The organism is uncultured Chitinophaga sp., from assembly GCF_902168175.1.
In the GTDB taxonomy this organism is placed as follows: Bacteria; Bacteroidota; Bacteroidia; order Chitinophagales; family Chitinophagaceae; genus Chitinophaga.
In genome coordinates, this window is record NZ_CABHOU010000059.1 from 253,822 (window position 1) to 277,329 (window position 23,508).

15 protein-coding genes and 1 tRNA gene are annotated in these 23,508 nt (G+C 45.5%); 4 read left to right on the forward strand and 12 right to left on the reverse strand.

Features of this window, described 5'->3' with window-relative positions; translation table 11 throughout:
• Nucleotides 1-100 precede the first annotated feature (100 nt).
• From QZT80_RS13190 to QZT80_RS13220, 7 genes are all read right to left on the reverse strand, one after another.
• Nucleotides 101-868, reverse strand: coding sequence for a LytTR family DNA-binding domain-containing protein (locus QZT80_RS13190; RefSeq protein WP_295122486.1), 768 nt, complete (start codon nucleotides 866-868; stop codon nucleotides 101-103).
• Nucleotides 869-953: 85 nt separating this feature from the next.
• Nucleotides 954-2,903 (reverse strand): tetratricopeptide repeat protein, encoded by a 1,950-nt coding sequence (locus tag QZT80_RS13195; RefSeq protein WP_295122488.1) that lies wholly within the window; start codon nucleotides 2,901-2,903, stop codon nucleotides 954-956.
• 662 nt (nucleotides 2,904-3,565) lie between these two features.
• On the reverse strand, nucleotides 3,566-4,255 hold the full coding sequence (gene cmk / locus QZT80_RS13200) for a (d)CMP kinase (RefSeq protein ID WP_295122490.1): 690 nt from the start codon (nucleotides 4,253-4,255) through the stop codon (nucleotides 3,566-3,568).
• Nucleotides 4,256-4,358: 103 nt separating this feature from the next.
• Nucleotides 4,359-5,918 carry a T9SS type A sorting domain-containing protein gene (locus tag QZT80_RS13205; protein ID WP_295122492.1) on the reverse strand — a complete coding sequence of 520 codons (1,560 nt, stop codon included), beginning with the start codon at nucleotides 5,916-5,918 and terminating at the stop codon, nucleotides 4,359-4,361.
• Between the two features lie 71 nt (nucleotides 5,919-5,989).
• The gene (locus QZT80_RS13210) at nucleotides 5,990-7,093 is read right to left on the reverse strand and encodes a hypothetical protein (RefSeq protein ID WP_295122494.1); all 1,104 of its coding nucleotides are present in this window, start codon (nucleotides 7,091-7,093) and stop codon (nucleotides 5,990-5,992) included.
• Nucleotides 7,094-7,184: 91 nt separating this feature from the next.
• Complete coding sequence (locus QZT80_RS13215; RefSeq protein ID WP_295122496.1) at nucleotides 7,185-8,930, reverse strand: hypothetical protein; 1,746 nt, start codon at nucleotides 8,928-8,930, stop codon at nucleotides 7,185-7,187.
• A gap of 363 nt (nucleotides 8,931-9,293) precedes the next feature.
• Nucleotides 9,294-11,825, reverse strand: a complete 2,532-nt coding sequence (locus tag QZT80_RS13220; RefSeq protein ID WP_295122497.1) for an ATP-dependent Clp protease ATP-binding subunit — start codon at nucleotides 11,823-11,825, stop codon at nucleotides 9,294-9,296.
• Nucleotides 11,826-12,070: 245 nt separating this feature from the next.
• Between QZT80_RS13220 and QZT80_RS13225 the strand changes: the two genes are divergently transcribed.
• The 3 genes from QZT80_RS13225 to QZT80_RS13235 all read left to right on the forward strand — a co-directional run bounded on the left by QZT80_RS13225 (nucleotide 12,071) and on the right by QZT80_RS13235 (nucleotide 14,388).
• On the forward strand, nucleotides 12,071-12,448 hold the full coding sequence (locus tag QZT80_RS13225) for an STAS domain-containing protein (protein WP_295122499.1): 378 nt from the start codon (nucleotides 12,071-12,073) through the stop codon (nucleotides 12,446-12,448).
• 33 nt (nucleotides 12,449-12,481) lie between these two features.
• Nucleotides 12,482-13,390: a ribonuclease Z gene (locus QZT80_RS13230; protein WP_295122501.1), complete on the forward strand. Its 909-nt coding sequence runs from the start codon at nucleotides 12,482-12,484 to the stop codon at nucleotides 13,388-13,390.
• A gap of 113 nt (nucleotides 13,391-13,503) precedes the next feature.
• Nucleotides 13,504-14,388, forward strand: coding sequence for a hypothetical protein (locus tag QZT80_RS13235; RefSeq protein ID WP_295122502.1), 885 nt, complete (start codon nucleotides 13,504-13,506; stop codon nucleotides 14,386-14,388).
• A 480-nt stretch (nucleotides 14,389-14,868) separates the two neighbouring features.
• Here the strand turns inward: QZT80_RS13235 and dapA are convergent, their stop codons facing one another.
• Together dapA and QZT80_RS13245 are read right to left on the reverse strand one after the other, a co-directional pair.
• Complete coding sequence (gene dapA / locus QZT80_RS13240; RefSeq protein WP_295122503.1) at nucleotides 14,869-15,753, reverse strand: 4-hydroxy-tetrahydrodipicolinate synthase; 885 nt, start codon at nucleotides 15,751-15,753, stop codon at nucleotides 14,869-14,871.
• 94 nt (nucleotides 15,754-15,847) lie between these two features.
• Nucleotides 15,848-16,801: an acetyl-CoA carboxylase carboxyltransferase subunit alpha gene (locus QZT80_RS13245; RefSeq protein WP_295122505.1), complete on the reverse strand. Its 954-nt coding sequence runs from the start codon at nucleotides 16,799-16,801 to the stop codon at nucleotides 15,848-15,850.
• Between the two features lie 137 nt (nucleotides 16,802-16,938).
• Here QZT80_RS13245 and QZT80_RS13250 point away from each other — a divergent pair.
• Nucleotides 16,939-17,012: transfer RNA gene (locus QZT80_RS13250), tRNA-Asp, on the forward strand.
• Between the two features lie 329 nt (nucleotides 17,013-17,341).
• Here the strand turns inward: QZT80_RS13250 and QZT80_RS13255 are convergent.
• The 3 genes from QZT80_RS13255 to QZT80_RS13265 all read right to left on the reverse strand — a co-directional run bounded on the left by QZT80_RS13255 (nucleotide 17,342) and on the right by QZT80_RS13265 (nucleotide 23,451).
• The gene (locus QZT80_RS13255; protein ID WP_295122507.1) at nucleotides 17,342-20,047 is read right to left on the reverse strand and encodes a family 78 glycoside hydrolase catalytic domain; all 2,706 of its coding nucleotides are present in this window, start codon (nucleotides 20,045-20,047) and stop codon (nucleotides 17,342-17,344) included.
• A 152-nt stretch (nucleotides 20,048-20,199) separates the two neighbouring features.
• Complete coding sequence (locus QZT80_RS13260; RefSeq protein WP_295122509.1) at nucleotides 20,200-22,461, reverse strand: GH92 family glycosyl hydrolase; 2,262 nt, start codon at nucleotides 22,459-22,461, stop codon at nucleotides 20,200-20,202.
• A 579-nt stretch (nucleotides 22,462-23,040) separates the two neighbouring features.
• Nucleotides 23,041-23,451: an SRPBCC domain-containing protein gene (locus QZT80_RS13265; RefSeq protein ID WP_295122511.1), complete on the reverse strand. Its 411-nt coding sequence runs from the start codon at nucleotides 23,449-23,451 to the stop codon at nucleotides 23,041-23,043.
• Nucleotides 23,452-23,508: the final 57 nt, after the last annotated feature.

Here is a 23,508-nt window from a genome sequence, read left to right on the forward strand (position 1 = left end):
TGTGTACTCAAAAGTAACCCAAGGCGCTGCCTCCTGCAACCATGATTTAGTATCCGGTACGATCTAACAGATAACTGGTATCGAAATGACTAAAATTGGCTTAGAACTGTACCGCCTTTTTCAGAAACTCCGCTTTCCTTCTCCTCGATACCTCTACCTGTGTGCCATCGCTCATCAATGCAAATCCGCCTTCACCCTGGATATAGGAGTCCATTTGCTGGAGGTTGATAAGATGAGAATTGTGTATACGGAAAAAATCGATGTCGCTCAGTAATTCTTCAAACTCCTTTAGTGGTTTAGACACCAGCAACTGTTTGCGATCGGTAAAGAATATTTTCGTGTAGTTGCCTGTAGACTCGCACCGCACGATGCTCTGCACCGGCATAAACACCAGTCCGTTCAACGTGGGCAGCGCTATCTTTTTATTGGAGTGCTGCATTGTTTTCATGTTCTGGAGGAACATTTCGATAGGCGCAGCTACCGACCCGTCGGCTGCCTTTCCGTTCCGGCGGTTGGTGAATTTCTGCAACGCATCCTGCAGGTCGGAAATACCGAAGGGCTTAAGCAGGTAATCCAGCGCGTTAAACTTGATCGCTTTCAGTGCGTATTGCTCATAGGCGGTGGTGAATATCACATCGAAATCTACCTTATCGAACAGTTTCAGTAATTCGAAACCATTCTGGTAAGGCATTTCCACGTCAAGAAAAACCAGGTCGGGCCGCAGTTCGTCTATCAGTCCTTTACCTTCCTCCACACTACTGGCGCCTCCCAGTACCGTTACGTGTGGAAATTTCTTCTGCAACATAGTTTTTAACGCATCGACGCAGTGCTGCTCGTCATCTATGATGACTGCTTTAATCTCGCTCATGTCAAACAATTAATACATTATGGTTGTAAGGGCTGGCATGTTTCCTTTCCTGAATGCTGCATTACACACATGCTGCCAATGTTCGTTAAAATAAAAATTCGGCGGGCAATACGATGGTCACTTTGGTGCCTTCCGCTTGTCCTTTATCATCTTCCAGGTCGGTGATTTCAACGTTCGCGTCTTTGGTGTTATTTATTTTCCTGATGAGTGCTATTCTTCCTTCGGTTACTTTCATACCCATTGAATTATGGGTTTTGTTCTTCTTCTCTTTGATTTCCATCGCCACTTTACGGCCAATACCGTTATCGGTTACGATACATTCCAGCACCTTTCCTTTCAGTCGTACTTCGATATCCAGCATACCCTTCATTTTACGATGTACCAGGCCATGCCAGATGGCATTTTCCACATAGGGCTGGATAATCATCGGGGGAATCATTACCTCTTCCTCATTAATATTATCGCTAAGGATGATGCGGTATTCGAACATATTATTACAACGCAGCACCTCCAGGTCGAGGTAAAGGCGCAACGATTCCAATTCTTTATTCAGGGGGATGAAGGCATGCTGACTGTTATCCAGTATCATACGCATCAACTTGGAAAATTTAGTAAGATAGTCGGACGCTTCTTCCTGGTTGTTACTCCAGATGTAGCGGTGTATAGAACTGAGAGAGTTAAAGATGAAGTGCGGGTTCATTTGCGCACGCAGCGAACGCAGTTCCAGCTGCAGGGCCTGGCGGTTGCTTTCAAGGTTACGGTGCCGCATGTAGAAAAAGCCACCGATTATCAGCATAAATAAGATCACCCCGAGGGAAATAGCCACGGCCAGGTTGCGCTTTACGCGGAGTTTCTCATTATCCTGCGCCTGGTGCAGTGTTTTTATTTCGTTATCCTTACGGTTTACGTTATAACGGGTTTCCGACTGGGAGGCTACCAGTTCGTTCTTCTCCATTTGTATACTGTCGTTGTATACAATAAGGCTGTCCATATAAGATACTGAACGATCGTAGGCCTTCGACTCCCGCAGGCTGTGCGCCATACCTTTGTAAGCGTCCACCAGTATCGATTTAAATCCCCACTTCCGTCCCATATCAATTGCTTTCTGGAAATAGATGCGGGCACTGTCCTGATTGCCCTGCTCGTCCAGCAGTTTGGCTATGCTGAGGTAGTTATCCGCTACATGGATCTGATCGTCTACTTTGGAGTTGACTGCCAGCGATTTAAGCAGGTAACTTTTGGCGGTGTTATAGTCTTTCTTCTCCTGGTACACCGCACCGAGGCAGTTGTAACAAATAGAAATACCGGTAGTACTGTTGATTTTCTGATTGGCATCCAGCGAGCGTTTAAAGAACTCGATGGCCATATCGAGGCGGCCGAGGCCCTGGTAGGCATAACCAATATTACCTAAGTTGATAGCCACGCCCAGCTCGTTGCCCGCCTCTTCTTCCAGCTGCAGCGACTTGGTAAAATGCCTTAAGGCCTCCTGGTACTTTTTGTTAGACAAGTGAATATTGCCAATGCTATTAGTAGCTACACAGATGTTTTTGATATCGTTACTTTTCTCCGCCATGATCAGCGCATTAACATGTGCATCAAAAGCTTTGTCAAGTTTGTCGAGCCGGCGGTAATCGACACCTAAGTTATTGTAAGAGAAGCTGATGAGCCGGTCGTCTTTGGAGAGTTGCGCATTTTGCAGTGCCTTTTCGTGATAGTCGGCCGCCAGAATGTACAAAGACCGGTTGCGTTTACTGGTACCTATTTCATTATATATTTCCGCGAGTGCCTTATAATAACGATTGGCCTCGGCGATAGCGATGGCTTCTTTATAAAAGAGGTTGTCGGTGTTGCGGCTATCGAAATAGCGATTAAAGGTACGACCACGTTTAGCCATCAGGTTTACCTTCAGCGTATCGTCTTTTAACGCCTTAAGTGAGTCGAGTGCTTTATACACTGAAGAGGAGTCCTGCGCATAAGCGCTGGTAACCAACCCCAGGCACAGGAGTACAATGACAGATAAGTTTTTGAGTAACATGCTGCAGGGGCGACAATTATCAGCCACAAGTTAGATATTTTATTCCAATGTTGCACGCCTGGGTACCGTAGGTTGGTTAGCGGTGATGGCAACACGTAAATAGTTGGTAAACAAGGCCTTTGTAAAAAAAATGAAGGGGCGAAAGAATTCGCCCCTTTCCTATTAACCGAATACACCTACTGAAAATATGAAACAAAGCCAAATATGGCCCTACTTCACATTACCTTTAAAACATCCAGTCCTGGTGTTGGACCGGCGTTAGAATTTATTGAAGTGTTAGTTTAATAAACGGTTAATAGTTTGGTCTTTTTCTAGAATACAGTCGGATATGGCTCAAAAACTTTATAGATGAGTAATCTATATTCAATTCGATCTACACTGTCCATCTGTCCGCTGATCTCTGCACAAATGCTTTTAGCCGGCAATAAAAATGACATTCATGGTCATAGGTAAAACGGGTCTATAAAACATCTCTACGTGAGTTGCGCTTTGCGGGTTATAGCATTAGCTCAACACGTAAATGTATCATTTACAACACTTGACTAACTTAATAATAATGCAGGAATTTCTGAGGATTTGGCAAAAAACTATATGGTGTGGCACAGGATGTATCCTGTAACTATGACAAATGTAATAACACTTTTTTAATATAAAAAAAAAATTCAAGAAGAATGTTCCATTATCGCATCTTCTACCCATTGTAACACGAGGCCGAGTTGCTCGTCCATAGTTAACTGACTGTTATCCAATATGATAGCATCGTCGGCTCTACGAAGGGGGCTAATTTCACGATTGGCGTCGATGTAATCGCGCAATTCCAGGTTCTCTTTTACCTCGTGGATCGTTATATTCTGGTTCTTTTCGTACAGTTCTTTAAACCGGCGTTCTACGCGTACTGCAGGATCGGCGGTCATAAATATTTTCAGTTCAGCCTGAGGGAAAACAACGGTACCGATATCACGGCCATCCATTACAATGCCCTTACGGTTGCCCATCTTTTGCTGTTGTGATACCGCAAAGTGGCGTACAGCACCAATAGCGGCTACTTCGCTCACCTTTTCGGCCACCAGCATTTCGCGAATAAGGTGCTCCACATTCTCATCGTTGAGGTGCATATCTGCCTGGGCGGTGGCAGGGTTGTATACAAATTCGAGGTGTACATCGGCCAGGGCCTTCTTTACTTCGGCCTCATCTTTCCAGTTAATGTCATGACGGATAAAGTAGAGCGTAACCGCACGGTACATGGCGCCGCTGTCTATGTATATATAGTCAAGTTTCTTCGCCAGCTGTTTAGCCAGCGTGCTCTTTCCACATGAAGAGTACCCGTCGATGGTAATGATTATTTTTTTCAAGCCCTGTTAGATTATGGCAAAGTTAAGGCTAAAAAACAAAATGCAAAAACGGGATGCAACGCAAGCGCTGCATCCCGTTTCGGTTGCTAACTTTCCCAGAAAACTACCGGTCGATAACGATTACTTTTTCAGTTCGCATTAACCGGTGAGTAGCTTTATCGTAGAACACCACGAGGTAGGTGCCCTTACTAAGATCATTTACGTACACTGTGCCTTGTGAAACCAATTCGTACTGATGCATCACCTGCCCCAGTATGTTGGTGATCTGCACCAACACGGCCCCTGTGTTACCCTGCACCCTCAGCTGGAACTGTCCCCTGTTCGGGTTAGGCCAGATATTAACTTCCAGGAATGGCGGTACTGCTTTGACTTCGGAATAGCTGGTACGGCCATTTTTAGATACTGATTTGATACGGTAGTATGTCCAGCCGCCGTACTGGTTAGGATCGGCGTGTTTGTAATCAATTTTGAAGGTGCTGTTACCGTTGGCTGCCATGGTGGGCACAGTGCCCACTTTAACAAAACCCGTATCCTGGTCGTAACGTCTTTCTATTTCAAACACGCTGTTGTTCAGCTCGCGGGTGGTGGTCCACTCCAGCTGGGCGAAGTATTTAGAAAGGCGCCAGGCGTTAAAATAAAGATAGATGGCGGGAGAATAAGGTCCGTAAATAACAGAGGCCTTTGCAAAGTATTCGTTAGGGCCGAAACCATCGCTAAAGCGGCGCATTTGCATGGTGGACGTACGTAGTGCAGCTCCTGATGTAAGAGCGCCGGCTACGGGCAGGTAATCAGGATTATCGATGAAATCCCACGCGCTATTATCATAACGGCTTACATAACTGTTGGAGCGGAAAGAAGAGAAGTCCTGCCCTTCGTCCGCATTCATGTGCTGCAGGGTAAGATCAGTACTTACCAGCTGTGAACCATGTCCAATATTCCATGTTTTATTTGTAAAGTCTTTCCTGTTTGCCGGACCGCTGGTCGCATACTGGTATACACTATCAAATACGCGTACACGAAAATCCTCTACCGTGCCAGAAAATTTAAGCTGGGCAGGAGAATAAGAAGCAATATTAGTGCCCACCGGGAACACCACGTCGCCATCGGCGGCGCTTACCTGTTCGCGGTAAACGAAGCCTCCGTTAATGGCAGGGCCGGTAATGATGAATGATTTGTCGCTATAACCAGTAATAGTTCCCGGCCTGTTATTTCCCACTACCAGGTTCCACCCATTGAGAAACAGGTGACCGTTAACGAGGTGAAGGTTATGACGCACTTTCAGATCGCTCAGATCGGCCAGCAGCACACCCAGGGGATTATCTATTTCCAGGTTAGGAAAAGTAGTGCCCGATTTACCGGCTACATTATATCCGCCGAAAATGCTTTGTATGCCAATATTGTTGTAGCGCGGATTATTACCGAGGAAACGGAATACACCGCCTGTACCGCTAACACCGTCAACACTTTCGTCGAGCAGGGCCGAGCCTACAACGTTATACCAGTACTTCCCGTAGAAGTTCACAACTGCGTTCGGATTTGTAAGTATAGCGCCTTCATTCACCACATTGCTGTAAATGGATACAGGATCGCCGGTAAGTACGCCTACTCTCGACACAGCCGGTACGAACACCGTATCCTGTGCGGAAGCAGCGGACCATAGCACGCAGCTGATTAATATGGTTAGAATGTGTTTCAGAAGTTTAAGTTTTTGGTGTGAGAAACAGTGAATTTTTTTTAATTCGATGTTACGTACCAGATGTTACCGCCACCGGATTGAAAGGTGTAAGAACGGTAAACCGCATTGGTTTGCCCGGAGATTCCTGCCACGATGGTATTGTCGATATCGAACGACGTTGGTCCGGCAGCCCGTTCAAATGTGTCACCAACAGGCGTTTCAACGCTAACGGCCACATCTTCGGTTTTCTTCACAACATAAATCCTTCCCGGGCATGTACTGGCAGGCGGCAGTGTTACGTTTCCCGCCCCTGTCATCACTACAAAATAATGAGCATCAGTTAATGTGATGGCCGAACCGCTAGTGGTTACTGGCTTAGATACAGATCCAGTTACCTGCAATGTACTCGTAGCCGCCACAGCGCTACCCACCGCAACATTTCCACTCACCGCCGCATTACCTGTAACACTTAACGGCTGTGTTGGTGTGGCGTTACCAATGCCTAAACGGCTATTTGTATTATCCCAGAATAAGTTTGTATTCGCTTGTGTTACTACGCCAGAAGCTCCTGCAAATAAAACAGAGCCCTGTGTAAGTGTGGCAGACGCTTTCAGAAAATCAGGCGTCCAGTTAGCCCAGCCTGTTCCGTTATGGCGGAGCAGCTGGTCTGTTGCTGGTGATGCAATGGTTACATCACCCAATAAGTTAAGGGTATAATCGGCTTCAGCAGGTACCACCGCGCCATTGCGGGTGTTAAAACTGATGACACCGTCGTTCTCAAACAAAGTTCCGGTTACGGTAAGGCCGGTTCCGGCGGTAAGCGAAACGGCTCCGGATGCGCCGTTAACAGACGATACTTGTGTAGCGCCGGCATCTAACACTTTTTGCCAGGAGGCACTTGTTCTTACAAACAAACTATTCAGATCAGTATTATATACCACCAGGCCATTGGCCGCTGTATCAAGAGGATGTTGTGCAAGAGCAGCAGAAGTTACACGGGGAAGTAAAAGACCCTGTTTATTCGAATTAAGTTCCAGCAGCGCATCTCCGCGCATAACGCCGGGAGCGGTACCACCCATCTTGATCTGGGCGTTTGCCGCCTGTTGTAGCAACATACAGGTGAGGAACGTAAAGCCGGCTTTAATAAAAGCTTCAGGTTTCATAGGAGGATTTTATAAAAAAGGGCGCTGGACAGATATGGAACAGTAAGAAGATGGAACGGCGCTTTCCGCCGCTCCATCGGTATTATGTGTATTAGTTTCTTCTCAGGATGTACCAGTTAGTACCATCAGACTGAACCTGGATACCAGAGTAGTCTACAGTGATAGTGGTTGATGCCGCACCTTCGATAGTACCACCTGCAGAGGTAATCTCCAGGATGTTTTCTGCACCGGCAGGTAATTTCTTGATGTTATAAATCCTTCCTTTGCTGGTAGTAGCATCTGGCAGGGATACAGTGTTTGTACCGGCACCACCGATCTGTACCAAAACAGTGTAGTCGTTATCCAGTATAGCACCGGCAGCGGTAATTGTTCTGATAGCAGCAGATAATGAACCTTCTACGTTAAGAGTAGAAACACCTGCAGTTGCGGAACCAACGGTTACCGCGGCGGCAAACTGCTTAGCACCTGCGAAAGCCTGTGCTGCGTTAGTTACTAAACCACGTGTAACGGTGGTAGCATTCGCATCGGGGAGCTGGAGTACCAGTTCGGTAGCAGATGGACTGGTAATGCCGGGTGCTGTACCAGCGTTATCTGTAGCAAGGGTAACAGCGCCTTTCAGTGTATTCAAAGTTGCAACACCGGGAGTGAATGCATCACTGTTCATATCAAGGGAACCAATCTGGTTACTGCCATCCAGGTACATTAAACGGTAAACAGTATTTGGAGTAATAGCACCGGCAGCTACGTGAGGCGCTTCATCCATTGTTACTGTACCATGGATGCTGGAAGTATTGGCATCGCCGAATGTACCGATCTGCACGTTACCTGAAAATTCAGCCGTTCTACCTACCAAATTCTGGTTAAAGGTTGCATCACCATCAGAGATCAAACCGCTTACGAACGTTTTGATACCATTGAAATTCTGGTCTGCAAGGCTCACCAAACCAGGAGATACCTCGTTGGCCAGGGCGAGAGAAAGTGAATATTTACCTGTAGCGGCATCATAAGTCAGCGTAGCACCATTAGTAGCAGTAGTTAAATCACCAGCTGCTGCGGCTGCAAGCGCAAGACGATCTGTAGCATTCAGTTTCAGGTAGTCATCTTTTGTAAGGAAACCGTACTCGATAGTGCTGGCTGCAGTTACTGTTGGTCCGAGTACTGGCGTATTAAACGTCAGTGTTTTTGCAGTCGCATCGGATAAGATATTAAAGTTGTTGTGGGTGCCCAGTACGCTGGTCTGGAACGTTGCATCACCTTTAACTTCTACACCACCGGAACCTACTGAAGTTACAGACTCCTCAAATGCACTGGCACTCATGGTGCGCTTCAGTACTTTACCGGTTGCATCCAACATCAGTACGTCGAGATCTGTTACAGCACCAACCGTAGGTTGTGTACCTAATTCCACCTGGCCGTTAGCTTTCAAAGTCAGGGCATTTGCGCCACCGGCTTTCAGTATAAAGTCAAAACCATCGTTGTTACCGATAGACTGGTTCGCGCCAGGATTGTTACCGCCGAACTTCCAGAAGCTCTGGCCGATAGCGTCCAGATCGCCCAGCTTACGCCATGCACCGTCTGAAAAAACATGCAACCCTGGATCTGTCGCACTTGCGAGATATACGATCATACCCTCAGTAACGCCTGTAGTTCCAATAGCTGTGAAGTCGGTAAGACGCGGAAGTAACAGACCCTTGCTGTTGCTTTCGAGGTGTAATAATGCCTTCGGGTCTATCACAGTTGGATTGGCACCGATTTTTAACTGGGCTTTTGTGCTACTGTACGACAAAGACAGCAGTCCCACCAGCGCAAAGCTGGCAATACGAAACGTGTATTTCATAGGATAAAAGGTTAAAAAATGTTCGTTTTAGTATAGAGTTTTTAAGATTCCTGAATCGGGTGTTCGGTATTAAAAAAGGTTTTTCATTCTGGTATTAAATCAATTTCCGCACTACAATATTACATATATAAATTGATTTTATACATCACACATGGAATATTTTTATAAATTAATATTCACATTCGCACCTTTAAATTACAACAGAATAAAATAGGGGTTGATAAGGAACAACTTAGGAAAAGGCGAACTGACATCTGCCAGATTAATAAATACATTTAATAATATATAAATAGACAAATTAGTGCCTAAAAACAAGAAAGGCCTCCTTAAAAAGGAGGCCTTTTACTTATCGAGAAAGTATTATTAAGCTTCTGATTTTTCGGACTTACTCTTAGAAGGATTCTTTAAAGTAAATACGAGTTTCTGATTTTCTGTATCCAGATCGGCAATAAGAATATCACCATTGTGAATGTTCATATTCAGGATCTCTTCCGCTAAAGGATCTTCCAGGTATTTCTGGATGGCCCTGTGCAGCGGACGGGCACCGAACTGCTGATCGTAACCTTTGTCTGCCAGGAAGCCTTTCGCAGCTTCTGTCAGCTCCAGGCTGAAGCCCAGGTTGTTAAGGCGTTTTAATACACCCTGCATCGTGATGTCGATGATGGTGTATATATGTTCCTTCGACAGCGCATTGAATATGATCACATCGTCAATACGGTTCAGGAACTCTGGAGAGAAGGTCCGTTTCAGTGCTTTTTCAATTACTGATTTGGTATTATCTTCTTCTGCCTGTACCCTCGCCGTGGTGGAGAAACCAACACCTGCACCGAAGTCTTTCAACTGACGAACACCAATGTTAGAGGTCATGATGATGAGCGTATTTTTGAAATCCACTTTACGGCCAAGGCCATCGGTGAGTATGCCATCATCCAGTACCTGCAACAGGATATTATAGATATCCGGGTGTGCTTTCTCTATTTCGTCGAGCAGGATTACAGAGTAAGGTTTACGGCGAACTTTTTCAGTAAGCTGACCACCTTCTTCATAACCAACATAACCCGGAGGCGCGCCTATTAAACGGCTTACAGAGAATTTCTCCATGTATTCGCTCATATCAATACGGATCAGCGCATCTTCAGAATCGAACATATAACGGGCGAGCGATTTAGCCAGCTCAGTTTTACCAACACCGGTGGGGCCGAGGAAGATGAAGGTACCAATTGGTTTCTTCGGATCTTTCAAACCTACACGGTTACGCTGAATAGCTTTGGTTACTTTGCTGATGGCTTCATCCTGACCAACTACCGCACCGCTAAGGTCAACGGTCATGCGGCGCAGTTTCTCCGTTTCGGCCTGCACCATCCTTTTAACAGGGATGCCGGTCATCATGCTCACTACTTCGGCTATCGCCTCTTCATCGATCGGGTAACGTTTGTGCTTTACTTCTTCTTCCCAGATGTTTTTGGCCTTTTCGAGGTCTTCACCCAGTTTCTTTTCCGTATCGCGCAAAGCTGCTGCCTCTTCGAAGCGCTGGCTTTTCACCACTTTATTTTTTTCCTGTTTGATGTCTTCGATCTGTTTTTCAAGATCGAGGATGTTCTGAGGAACGTTGATGTTTTTCAGATGCACCCTGGCGCCCACCTCATCCAGCACGTCTATCGCCTTGTCGGGCAGCAAACGGTCGGTCATATAGCGGTCGCTGAGTTTAACACATGCCTGGATCGCTTCATCATTATAACTTACGTTATGGTATTCTTCATAACGCGGTTTGATATTGTTGAGGATCTGGATGGTTTCGTCTACAGTTGGTGGTTCTACGATCACCTTCTGGAAACGACGGTCCAAAGCACCATCTTTCTCGATATACATGCGGTACTCGTCGAGCGTGGAAGCGCCAATGCACTGCAGCTCGCCTCTTGCGAGGGCTGGTTTAAAGATGTTGGAAGCGTCCAGTGAACCGGAAGCGCCACCCGCACCTACGATCGTATGTATTTCATCGATAAAGAGAATTACATCGCGGTTCTTTTCCAACTCGTTCATGATCGCCTTCATCCTTTCTTCGAACTGGCCACGGTATTTGGTACCGGCTACCAGTGCAGCGAGGTCGAGGCTCACCACACGTTTATCGAACAGCACGCGGCTTACCTTGCGTTGTACAATGCGGAGGGCCAGGCCTTCCACGATCGCGGTTTTACCTACGCCAGGTTCACCTATCAGGATCGGGTTATTCTTTTTACGACGGGAAAGTATCTGCGATACCCTTTCGATTTCCTGCTCACGGCCTACGATCGGATCGAGACTGCCACTTTCGGCCAGCTTCGTAATATCGCGACCGAAGTTGTCAAGTACAGGTGTTTTCGATTTTGCATTCGCCTGCTTCGATTTTGAAGCATAACTTTTTCTTTCGTCTTCGAACTCTTCTTCTCCGGGATCATCAAATTCGGCCTTAGGGTCTGTTGATTTCACGAAGCCAAGTTCATTTTTAAATGTATCGTAGTCCACGTCAAACTGTTGAAGAATTTGAGTACAAACGTTTTCTTTATTCTTAAGGATGGATAACATCAGGTGCTCTGTTTCCACGGTTGGGCTTTTGAGCGCCTTTGCTTCCAGTACGGTCACGCGTATCACCTTTTCTGCCTGTCGCGTTAGCGGCAAACTGTTGATGTTAGCGATATTCTTACCGGTTTTATCCTTGATAGCCAGTTCCACCTCTTTGCGCAGCTCATAAAGATCCACGTTCAGAGCCTGTAAAATTTTTACAGCTGTGCCCTCACCTTCCCGAATAATACCTAGCAGCAGATGTTCTGTACCGATGAAATCATTTCCCAAGCGTAAAGCCTCCTCCCTGCTGAATGAAATGATTTCCTTTACTTGCGGTGAAAAATTCTGGTCCATTGTGAGATTATTTATTGATTAAAACCCTTACGGGGGCGTGCCTATACAATATTAGCAAATAAATTTGATTTACCTTTTTGTCCTTGCAATTTTATACTTAAGATTTACTTTTGCTCCTGGAAGGCCTGCGGTGTAATAATATCTACGGAGAGAAGGATGTTTTGGTATGAGGTACTTCGTAGTGTTTTTTACAGATGGTTTCCTTGATTCCTTTTTTTAGAGATTAAAATTAAACATCCGGGCTCATGAAGTTCAAAATTGATACCAAAGAAAAAATAGTGATTTTTAGTCCTGAAGGCGACTCCCTGGATGCTAATTTGTCAGCTTCGTTTATCACCGGCATCACCCATTACCCCGACCTGGAAGGCCGCAATCTCATACTGGACATGGCCGGCATCGAAAAAACCGACGCAAAGGGAAAAGAAGCCATTTTAGCAGTCTACCAACACTGTTACGAGAACAACCGCTCCTGCGCACTAGCCCGCCTTCACCCCGACTTAGCACAATTTTTCACCCAAAATCACCCGGAAGTGCTAAATCTTGCACCTACTCTTGATGAGGCCGTCGACCTCGTGATGATGGAGGAACTGGAGCGCGAGATCGGCAACGGCGACTGGGAATAAGCGCCGTGTTCATCAACAATACTATCATTACACATGTTTGCGGTAACAATACTGGGCAATAATTCGGCCCTCCCAACCCCGGAAAGACACCCCACCGCGCAGATCATCACCCTCAACGAACAGTTGGTGCTGGTAGATTGCGGCGAGGGTACACAAGTGCAGCTGGCCAGGTACAAAATACGCCGAAGCCGGATCAGGCACATTCTTATCAGTCACCTTCACGGCGATCATTACTTCGGTTTGATAGGACTGCTTAATACCCTGAGTATGCTCGGGCGTACCGAACCGCTGTTCCTGTATGCGCCACCAGAGCTGGAAGCCATCATTGCCCTGCAACTGCAATGCGCCGCTTCGGTGCTTAACTACCCCCTTACCTTTAAACCCCTGCTGGGCGAAAACGCCGGACTGCTTTTCCAGGAAAAGGATTACGAGGTGAGCTTCTTCCCTACCCGCCACCGCATTGCCTGTTACGGCTTTTCCTTTAACATGCGACGCCGTAAACGCAAACTCATTCCCGAACAGGCAAGGGCTTACGAAATACCTGCCTCCTTCTATTCCCAGCTCCAGGAAGGCGCCGATTACCTGCGTAAAGACGGCACCCTGGTGCATAACGACTGGGTTACCCTGCCTCCCGAACCCGGCAAACGGTACGTATACTGTGCCGATACTATTTATAATGAGGAGATGATCCCTCACATACAGGGCGCCGACATGGTGTACCACGAAACCACTTACCTGCAGGACCAGACCCAGAAAGCCGCCGACCGGTTCCACAGCACCAGCGTTGAAGCGGCCACTATTGCCAAAGCTGCAAACGCTAAAAAACTGCTCATCGGCCACTTTTCCAGCAAATACACCGAACTGCAGCCCTTCCTCGACGAATGCCGCCCTGTTTTTCCAAACACCGACTTAGCCGAAGAAGGAGTGAGTTACATCATATAAGATACTGAATTTCCTACACTAAAATCTTATTAATTTTTAAAATACTCATATTTAGTGATTGTTTGGTAGTTTCTGCGTATTACCTTTACGTATTAATAAAATACCTATACTGTATGAAAAAAGCGCCATTCCACTACCTGGCACTCGTATGCCTGCTTGCCGGCTATTCGGCCAAAGCACAAGAGGCAGTACCAGATTCCGTAGCTTCACCTGTTGCCAGCGCCGACACTGCGTCGACGCCATTAACTAACGAATTTGAAAGTGAAAAGCCTGCCAAACAAGGCCGTAACTCTTTCTACTACAAGAACAACGTAAAGCTTGGCCTCAGCCCGATTTTGCTGGGTAATTACAGCCTTACTTACGAGCGCGTGCTGAACCGTTTCATTTCTGCATCGGCCAGCTACCGCATCATGCCTAAAACCGCTTTGAACGCCACTCCCCTTACCAAAACCGTAATGGACCAGCTGGCAGACGAGGGCGACGAAATAAGCGAGCAACTGGACAACGCAAAGGTTTCGGGCAATGCAATTACTGCGGAAGTGCGTTTCTATACCGGCTCCCGCAAAACAGGTGCAAGGGGCTTTTATGGTGGTGTTTATGGTCGCTATTCCAGCTTTAAATACGACTTCCCCTACGATTTCGAGGCTACCGATGCCGGCATCACCAAAACAGTACCGTTCCTCGGCGACTCCAAAGGGTTCGGCGGCGGTGTGCTGATGGGCGTGCAATGGCAAATCAAACGTGTAACCATCGATTTCACCATCCTTGGCGCACACTGGGGTAAAATGACCGGCAATGTAAACGGCCAAACCGACCTCAGCGAACTGTCCGAAGGCGACCAGGCACAGTTGAAAGAAGATATCGAAGGTGTAGTGAACTTCATCGAAGACAAGAAGTTTGTTACCGCCACCGTGGACAATAACGGTGTCAGGGGCAAAATAGACGCTCCATTCGCAGGCATCCGCGGGCTGAACCTCAGCATTGGGTTTAACTTCTAAACAGCGCTAACATAGCTTTTTAATACCGAAAGGGCGTCCGGTGAGGATGCCCTTTCCGCATTCGTATAAGCCCGGGGAAAGGGCAGCGAAAGGGCAGTTTAAGGGCAGGCAAAGGGCCTGGGTGCCTACTGGTAAGCTTTCCAGACACTTAAAAACAGCAAGATGCCTATTCCCACTGTTGTTTCCGCGGACTCCTTTTTCCGGAAAACCACTTTAATAGGACGGAAAATAACAGTTTAGGGACAAGCAGGAGGAATACTATTGCAGAAACCAGGGTAGCTGACAGGGAGTGAGCGAACGGCAGGTAAAAGAAGAAAAAGGATATTCGTGATATTATATCGACACCGGCTGGGCCTTTTGTTGCAGCTGAAGGGAGTGACACAACGGCGGCCGGGGGTGGTTACTGAAGCTGGTTAAAAAAGAAAAAGGCAAACACCGGATAAACCGGCGTTTGCCCTTGTGTCATATTGTCATAACCAGCTATTTATAAGCAGCGAGGTATTTTTTGATTTTAGCGTGTAGCTCGTCGCTCACCGGCACAACCGGCAGGCGGAAGGTGTTTTCCACGATGTTGGCGTAGGCCAGGAACGCCTTAACGCCGGCGGGGTTGTTTTCCGCAAACATCAGGTCGTATCCTTCGAGCATTTTGTAATGCAGGCGGCGGGCCTCTTCGTAGTTATTAGCCAGGGCAGCCTGCACCATGGCGGAGAAATCTTTCGCGAAGAAGTTGGCTGCTACGGAAATTACACCGTCCATACCACAGGCTATCTGCGACAAGGCCAGGCCATCGTCGCCGCTCACCACTACGAAACCTTCCGGTTTGCTGCGGATGATTTCCATGCATTGCTGCATATCGCCGGAAGCCTCTTTCATGGCTATTACGTTCTCCACCTCGTTCGCAATGCGCAGCGTGGTAGCTGCAGTCATGTTACGGCCTGTGCGGCCCGGAACGTTGTAAAGGATGATCGGCTTCGGAGAAGCTTCTGCTATCGCTTTATAGTGCTGGAAAATACCTTCCTGCGAAGGTTTGCTGTAATAAGGCGCCACGCTAAGAATAGCGGCAGCTTCGTCGAGCGGGCAGGATTGCAGACGTTTTACCACATCCTGCGTATTATAATCGCCGATGCCCACAACAACGGGCACCCGTTTATTTACCTTTTCGAATGTAAACTTTATGAGGTCCAGCTTCTCTTCGGACGAAAGCGTAGGTGTTTCGCCGGTAGTTCCTAAAGACACTACATAATTAACGCCACCAGTAATGACGTGATCGATCAGCCTTTCAAGGGCGTTCCAGTCGATGGCGCCGTTGGCTGAAAAAGGAGTAACCAGTGCTACACCGGTTCCCCTCAGTTGTTGCTGTAACATAGTTTGCATTCACTAAATTTCAAATATCCTGTTTGCCAGGCTCTGTAAAGAGGTGCAAAGATGGAAATTTGAAATGGTATGTCTGAGAATAATTTTAACGCTCTTCGAAAAATCCCATATTGGAGAATTTCTCTATTCTTTGCTGGATCCTTGTTTCCGGATCGATCTGCTTAAGTTCGGCCAAGGTGGCCTTTATAGAGTTCTTCAGGATTTCCGCCATTTCGTCGTGGTTGGTATGTGCGCCACCCAGTGGTTCCTTGATCACACCATCTACCAGGCCGAAGTTGCTCATCTGGTCGGAAGTAAGTCTCAGTTCTTCGGCCGCCTTCTCTTTGAAATTCCAGCTGCGCCAAAGAATGGTGGAGCAGTTTTCCGGAGAGATTACGGTATACCAACTGTTTTCCAGCATGAATATGCGGTCGCCGATGCCGATGCCCAAAGCACCACCTGAAGCACCTTCACCAATGATGATGCAGATTACAGGCACTTTCAGTTTTACCATTTCGAACAGGTTACGGGCAATAGCCTCGCCTTGTCCGCGTTCCTCCGCCTCCAGGCCAGGGTAAGCACCGGGCGTGTCGATGAGGGTAACGATGGGTTTATTGAACTTTTCGGCCAGTTTCATGAGGCGCAGGGCCTTACGGTAACCTTCGGGGTTAGCCATACCGAAATTTCGGATCTGGCGCATTTTGGTATTGATACCTTTCTGCTGCCCGATGAACATTACCGTTTCACCATCGAGGTCGGCAAAACCGCCCACCATGGCTTTATCGTCCTTAACGTTCCTGTCGCCGTGCATTTCCACGAAGTTGGTCACCATCCGTTCCAGGTACGCAAGCGTATAAGGGCGGTCGGGATGACGGCTCAGTTGTACCTTTTGCCAGGCAGTAAGGTTGGCGTATATGTCTTCGCGTGTTTGCGCGATCTTTTGTTCGTACTCTTTCACGGTGGCAGAAACGTCTACACCAGACTTGTCGCCATTCTCTTTGAGTTTATCGAGCTGCTCGTACAGTTCGGCAATAGGTTTTTCGAAATCCAGGAATTGCATAAATAGACTTAAAAAAGGTTAAAGAGAGTGTAAAGGTATGGTTTGATTTTTTTTAAAAAAAGATTTGCGCAATTGATTTTTTTGTTGCTATCTTTGCAATCCCAAAACGGAAGAGCATTGCTCTGAAGTTGCTGGAAGGATTGGTAGTTCAGTTGGTTAGAATGCCGCCCTGTCACGGCGGAGGTCGCGGGTTCGAGTCCCGTCCAGTCCGCAAAATTTAGAAAAGCACTCATAACGAGTGCTTTTTTTTTATGCGCGATATTCCCATATACGGTTGTTTTCAAATAATTGCATACCACAAAAACCTTTTAAAGTATCGGAAAAGATGACCTATTCGCTGACCCATGTTTCTGTGAAGGAGGGTTTAGAACGAGCGAATTTATTCGACCACCTACAAATGTGTTGTATGAAGTTGGTTAAAATTAATCTCCGGCGCCTCCTGTACCTGGAGAAAAGAAAACAGGGAGAACACGGGAAATGTCCTATTACCATCTGCATTACCTGCAAAAGCAGAAGAAACTACATTATTAATTGTTTCCTCTATAACACTTTAAAATGATACACACCGGATGCAAATTGTGCTTCATATTTGTTGTTGACTTTTTTTGTAGGGATGCTTTTGCCGGAGTTATCCACCAACTTCATTAGTTCTCCTGGTAAAACAAATGTTGCTGAAGTATTTGCAGGTATTTCTATTAGAATTTCCAGGTTTCCTCCCTCGCCAATCTTCCATTCGGAACGTACTATCCCGAATAAGCTATTATACGATGATTTGCAATAAGTCAAATCTCCTACCGGGTTAGGCTTAATAATGAAATGCTTAATTCCAGCCCCTGCCGTATCTTGTTTTATTCCAGCTATACCTGAATATAACCACTCGATCACACTGCCAAACATTGGATGACTATGAGAGCCGCCGCCGGCCCATTCTTCCCATAATGTACTGTTTTTACCGTCCAAAAGATAGCCAAATCCAGGTTTATCTTTTTGGTTCATGATTTTATAGGCAATGTCATCCCGGTCATTCTCGGAAAGCACTTTTAACAATAGCGGCGTTGCCAGTATGCCGGTATCAAAATGATAATCAAGTTTAGCTAAATGATTGATCAGGGAGTTGAAAACAGCGCCGTATTTTGCTTTAGGCACCAAGCCAAAAGCTAATGCAAAAACGTCAGCGCCCTGTCTTCCTTCCCAATAAGTTTTTGTTGATGCATTGTAATAGGCTTTATTGAAATCTATTTTAATCTTTTGGGCTAAGCTTGAAAACTCAGATTCGTCCCCACTTTCCCCTAAGATACGGGCGACCCTGGTCATCAAATCTGTAACATAGTAGAAATACGCGGTGTTGACCAGGGGTTCGGGTAATTGAATATCGGACGGCGTACACCAATCACCTAAGCACCAGCCATCAGGTTCTTCTTTGATGATCAGGCCGTTTTCATTGGTTCGTGTTTTTAAGTATGCTACCCACTGTTTCATACCCACATAGTGCTGCTTCAGGATCGTTGTGTCGTTATAATAAGTATAGTACAACCAAGGCATAATTACGTAGGCTGATCCCCAGGCAGGACCACCGCCTCCGCCTCCAAATGGAGCAGAATGCGTAACAAACCCTGTCTTATGGTTTCTAGCATCATCGATATCAATTAGCCATTTATTATAAAACTGAGGCATATCAAAAGACAATAGGGCACTTTCCATAGCTACTTGTCCGTCTCCGGTGTAACCAAGTCGCTCCCGGTGCGGGCAATCGCTGCTTATGCTGCCGTGGAAATTGGCCTTTTGGGTTGTTAAATAAGCGGTATTAATTTTATTCATGAAAAAATTGGAGCACTCAAAACTTCCATTTAATGCCACGTCGGTATGTACGTCTTTCACTTTAATGCTTTCTGAGTCAAGGACCACATCTTTTGAATAAACTTCTATTTTTCTAAAAGCATGCCAAGTGAATTTTGGTTCCCAAATCTCGATGCCATCACCCTTTAATATATAGTGATCATATTGCCCGTAATCTTCGCCTTCTTCACTGATGTACCTTATTTTGATTTCACTTCCTGCCTTACCTTTCACGCGCAAAGCTGCCCAGCCTGCTACCGTCTCGTCCAGATGATATTGATAAACAGAATCTTTTACCCGGCCATCAAAGACTGGGGTTAAAGTTCTTAACACTTTATCGAAAGGCGCTGTTTGCGAATGCAAAGGTCCTGTAGGAGGTTTTGCAATAATTGAGTATTTCCATTTCGAATCATCATATGCTGGCTTGTTCCAAGCCCCGAGTTCTGATCGCGCATCGTACTTTTCGCCAGTAAAAATTCCACTTTTTAACAGCGGACCATTACTTGTTTTCCACTTGTTATCTGACACAATAAGATCTGATGTCCCATCGGTATACGTAATCTCCATCTGGAAGATCAATTTCGGGACGTCATACCACATCTTACCCTCCACCGTTCTGTCCCGCTGGTTATACCACCCATCACCTAATATTATTCCTAAGGCATTATTTTGTGGAATAATACTGCTGGTAATATCGAATGTGTTATAATAAACCCGTTGTGTCGATTGATCATCATACGGATAAAGCAAATTTTTAAGCTGCCTTTTGTCGTAATTTGATACGGCCGGGGCCAGCACCTGGTCGCCTACTTTTTTACCGTTTATAAAAAGTTCATAAAAACCAAGTCCACTGACATACACTATGGCTTGCTTTATCTCCTTTTTCACCGTAAAGTCTTTTCGGAAAAATGGTGCCGGGTAAGTTATCGCTGTGTCGGGATTTTGATCAATAACAGATCCGATCCATTTCGCTTTCCAATCTGCAGCATTTAACAGGCCCATTGACCAGGTTGCTGCGGAGCTCCAGTCAGACTGAACGTTTTTCTCATCCCACACCATTACTTTCCAGTAAACCTTTTTTCTGGAACTTAGCGGCTTGCCCTGATAAATCACTTGCGTAGAATTAGATGAATTTACTTTATGACTATCCCATAAGTCACCTATATTCTTGTCTAATAAAGAGATACTGCTTGCTGCTAATATGTGATATGCTTTTTGCCTTTTGGCGAAGTTTACGGATGTTAATTGCCAGCTGATGATTGGATGCTGACTTTCTATAGCTATAGGATTGATTAAGTACCCGCACTTTAAATTCGTTACTTTTAAATCTGCCTGCCTGCTGAAGGCAACAGTTATAAAAACAAGTACAAATACTGCAATGCTAAAGCCAGCTTTTATTTTGAAATTCATGTTAGAAAATTTAAGCGCAGGTTGCCATTTAATCAGGTTAACAAAGATTTAAAGCCACAGCTTGTCAAAGTATTTACAAGTCTGTGGACCTTCAATACCGCACCCTAAAAATGAGTCTCGCATCTAAGCATACCATTTACTTAAACAGTATTTTATAAAGTAGACACTGCCTTATTAACATCCCCTACGCCCCAAATGGTTCCCGGTTTGCTCCCCATAGTAATTACCAATTCGCCACCATTCATGATATCAGAATGTTTAAAGTAGGTTTTTGTATAGTCAACGCCATTAAGTTTCATGGCGTTGATGTATTTATTTTTTGGACCGTTGTTTTTCACTGTGATGTGAAACGTTTTGTTTTCGTTCAATACCAGGGTAGCTTCGTTAATAGTCGGGCTGCCAAAAACGTATAACCCATTTGCAGGATTAACAGGGAAAAAGCCTAAGGCCGACAAGATGTACCATGCTGACATCTGACCAACGTCTTCATTTCCAATAATACCATCGACTTTATCGGTGTAAAAATTATCTAAAATAAATCTAACCTTTTCTGCTGTTTTCCAGGGCTGGCCAGAGTAGTCATATAAATAGGCCATGGAGTGTCCCGGCTCGTTACCATGTGCGTACTGGCCCATTAAACCAGATACATCCGGTGATTTGAATTCACCCATATCACCTTCTGCGGTAAACAACGAATCAAGCTTTGTATTAAACTTGTCTTTACCTCCCAATAGCTTAATTAATCCTTCCACATCATGTGGCACCATAAACGTATATTCCCAGCCATTACCTTCGCTAAAATCGCCGTTCTCATGTATGGAAGTGAAAGGGCTGTAGGGAGTACGCCACTTATTTTCCGAAAGGCGACCGCGCATAAAACCAGTTTGTGGATCGTAATAATTTTTATAGTATTCAGCACGTTTGCTAAAATAAACGTAATCATCCTGTTTGCCCATTTTTTTTGCTACCTGCGCTACACACCAGTCATCGATAGCGAATTCCAGTCCCTTTGAAACTGATTCCGCAACACTGTCAGCCGGAATATATCCGAGGCTTTTTACAAACTTGAGGCCTCTGGAATTTCCCATGGCGGTGGCTTTCAAGGCTTCGTATGCGAGGTTGATATCGAAACCTTTGTACCCTTTTAACAATGCGTCGGCAACAACGGGCAGCGCGCTGTTTCCCGGCATAGTGTTGGTCTCATTTGCCATGAGGTGCCAAATAGGCAAACTGCCTTGCTGCTGATAAATTGCCAGCATAGAATTGATCATGTCATTGACATGTTTGGGCTGGATAATGGTGAACAGCGGATTGTTTGCCCTGTAGGTGTCCCATAAAGAAAATGTAGTTACATTATTAAAACCCACATTCTTATGAACCTTTTTGTCTGTACCCCAATAGTCGCCATTAACGTCATTGAATATCGACGGCGCTATCATCGTATGATAAAAAGCAGTATAGAATTTTTTTAATTGAGATAATGAATCGGCTTTGATAGTGATCTTCGCTAATTGCGCATTCCAGGCTTTATCGGCGTCCTTAATTACTTTATTGAAATCCCATCCAGGGATTTCGGCTTTAATATTCAGCATGGCATTGGCCGAACTAACCGGGGAAACACCAACTTTGGCATAAACTACCTCGCCTTTTGTGGTTTCAAAGGTTAATACTCCTTTGACTTTTTTGCCTTTGAGCTGCGTACCCTGCTTGCTCTCGGTATCATCATACACAGCGAACGATATTATCGGTTTTGAAAAGACTGCCGTGAAGTATATACGCTGCGCTTCAGCCCAGCCATTAGAAAAGCGGTAGCCTTCAATGGTGTACTTATCCACCTGATTAATATAAGTTTCCGAAGATTCATCCCAACCGATTCCCTCCTTGAGATCGATCACCACGTGCGCATCTTTTGAAGCAGGGAAGGTATATTTATGCATTCCTACACGAGTACTGGCCGTTAGCTCCACACCAATATCATAACGCTGCAGCTTAACCTTATAATAACCTGGTTTTACTACCTCATCCTTATGGCTAAACAGCGAAACGTAACCGCCTTGAGGGTTTTCTAAAGTGCCCTTGACAACTTTTATAGCGCCGGTGGTGGGCATAAAAGAAATATCACCAAGGTCGCCGATGCCTGTACCGCTAAGGTGGGTATGCTGGAAGCCGATGATGGTGGAATCAGATATGTGGTACCCAGACGACCAATCCCACCCTTCAGACATATTAGTTGGCCCTAACTGAACAGCGCCAAATGGTACACTGGCCCCAACAAAAACATGTCCATGGAAACCGCTGCCAATATACGGATCGACATATTTTGTGAAATTCACCCCAGCCGGTTTGTTGGTCTGACTAAATAAATTAGAGGTAAAAATTGTTAGCATCCCAGCTAAACAAATCAGATTTTTCATATTTAACTATTACTTATATTAAGTTGATTTTCAAAGGGGACGCAGAATATAGCTCTTATAATGGCAGCTCATTACTAAGGCTGTCATTAAAAATGATATTTGATTAACGTCTTCTTTGAATCAAACATAATGATAAATAAAATTAATACTGTCCTGAACTGTCTTTCTAAGAAGGAATCTAAATGTATTGCATACCAGGAAAAAGATCAGCGAAAGCGCTAAACGAAACGATGTATTAAATTGCATAACTCGCGGTATGGGCGGTTGCAAAGATCATGAATTTCCAAAAATGACGTTGCTGGTGCTTGGTATACGTGACTTTTCGGGGTGGGGTGAAAGGCGTATTTTGGGTAAATAACGCTGGTTCTCTTATAACTGCGCGAGATACTCCGGGTAAATTATCCTATAAAATGCAACGAACGTGTAATGTCCGTTGTTGCATATGGCAAGCTACTAACGTTCCCGGCGGGCGGGGTTTGTCGCCATCTGCAACACCCCCAACTTTGTGCAACGTCCATCGGCAGTAAAACCATGGATCACCCGAGTTTGCTCATTCAGGCTCAATTAAAAAGTATAAACTTACTCGCCTTCCACATATCGCTTAAACTTATCTAACACCGACTGTGTAAACGCTTTCTGCTCATCAACAGGCGTCTGGCTTTCGGGATCAAAGTCCTCGGTCATCACTACCTTATTATCCACAATAGCAAACTTGTTGATTACCTTCCGGTTATCCGATAAGGTGCATTCAATGTATTCATTCACCACTACTTTGTTGTATACACCGCCGAAGTTGAAGGCTACACTCCCATCGCTGGCGATCATCTTATATAAAAAGCGACCACCATTTTGCAGATCTACCTCAGCACCAGTTGTTTCCCAATCGGCGGAAGGGGTGTTCCAGTGAATAATATCAGTGGGAGTAGTCCAGCATTTCCAGACTTCCTCAATAGAGGCGTTGATGGCAATATGGGCCGTGAGCATTGACATAGGATAGGTTTGTACCTGTAATTTACATATTTACGGGCATTTATATACGTTATGCGG

What these genes read in the sequence shown, in the direction of transcription:
- QZT80_RS13265 (WP_295122511.1), bottom strand. Translation starts at nt 23,451, where the DNA reads ATGTCAATGCTCACGGCCCATATTGCCATCAACGCCTCTATTGAGGAA.
- QZT80_RS13220 (WP_295122497.1), bottom strand. Translation starts at nt 11,825, where the DNA reads ATGGACCAGAATTTTTCACCGCAAGTAAAGGAAATCATTTCATTCAGC.
- QZT80_RS13230 (WP_295122501.1), top strand. Translation starts at nt 12,482, where the DNA reads ATGTTTGCGGTAACAATACTGGGCAATAATTCGGCCCTCCCAACCCCG.
- QZT80_RS13255 (WP_295122507.1), bottom strand. Translation starts at nt 20,047, where the DNA reads ATGAATTTCAAAATAAAAGCTGGCTTTAGCATTGCAGTATTTGTACTT.
- QZT80_RS13190 (WP_295122486.1), bottom strand. Translation starts at nt 868, where the DNA reads ATGAGCGAGATTAAAGCAGTCATCATAGATGACGAGCAGCACTGCGTC.
- QZT80_RS13225 (WP_295122499.1), top strand. Translation starts at nt 12,071, where the DNA reads ATGAAGTTCAAAATTGATACCAAAGAAAAAATAGTGATTTTTAGTCCT.
- dapA (WP_295122503.1), bottom strand. Translation starts at nt 15,753, where the DNA reads ATGTTACAGCAACAACTGAGGGGAACCGGTGTAGCACTGGTTACTCCT.
- QZT80_RS13245 (WP_295122505.1), bottom strand. Translation starts at nt 16,801, where the DNA reads ATGCAATTCCTGGATTTCGAAAAACCTATTGCCGAACTGTACGAGCAG.
- QZT80_RS13215 (WP_295122496.1), bottom strand. Translation starts at nt 8,930, where the DNA reads ATGAAATACACGTTTCGTATTGCCAGCTTTGCGCTGGTGGGACTGCTG.
- QZT80_RS13195 (WP_295122488.1), bottom strand. Translation starts at nt 2,903, where the DNA reads ATGTTACTCAAAAACTTATCTGTCATTGTACTCCTGTGCCTGGGGTTG.
- QZT80_RS13210 (WP_295122494.1), bottom strand. Translation starts at nt 7,093, where the DNA reads ATGAAACCTGAAGCTTTTATTAAAGCCGGCTTTACGTTCCTCACCTGT.
- QZT80_RS13235 (WP_295122502.1), top strand. Translation starts at nt 13,504, where the DNA reads ATGAAAAAAGCGCCATTCCACTACCTGGCACTCGTATGCCTGCTTGCC.
- QZT80_RS13260 (WP_295122509.1), bottom strand. Translation starts at nt 22,461, where the DNA reads ATGAAAAATCTGATTTGTTTAGCTGGGATGCTAACAATTTTTACCTCT.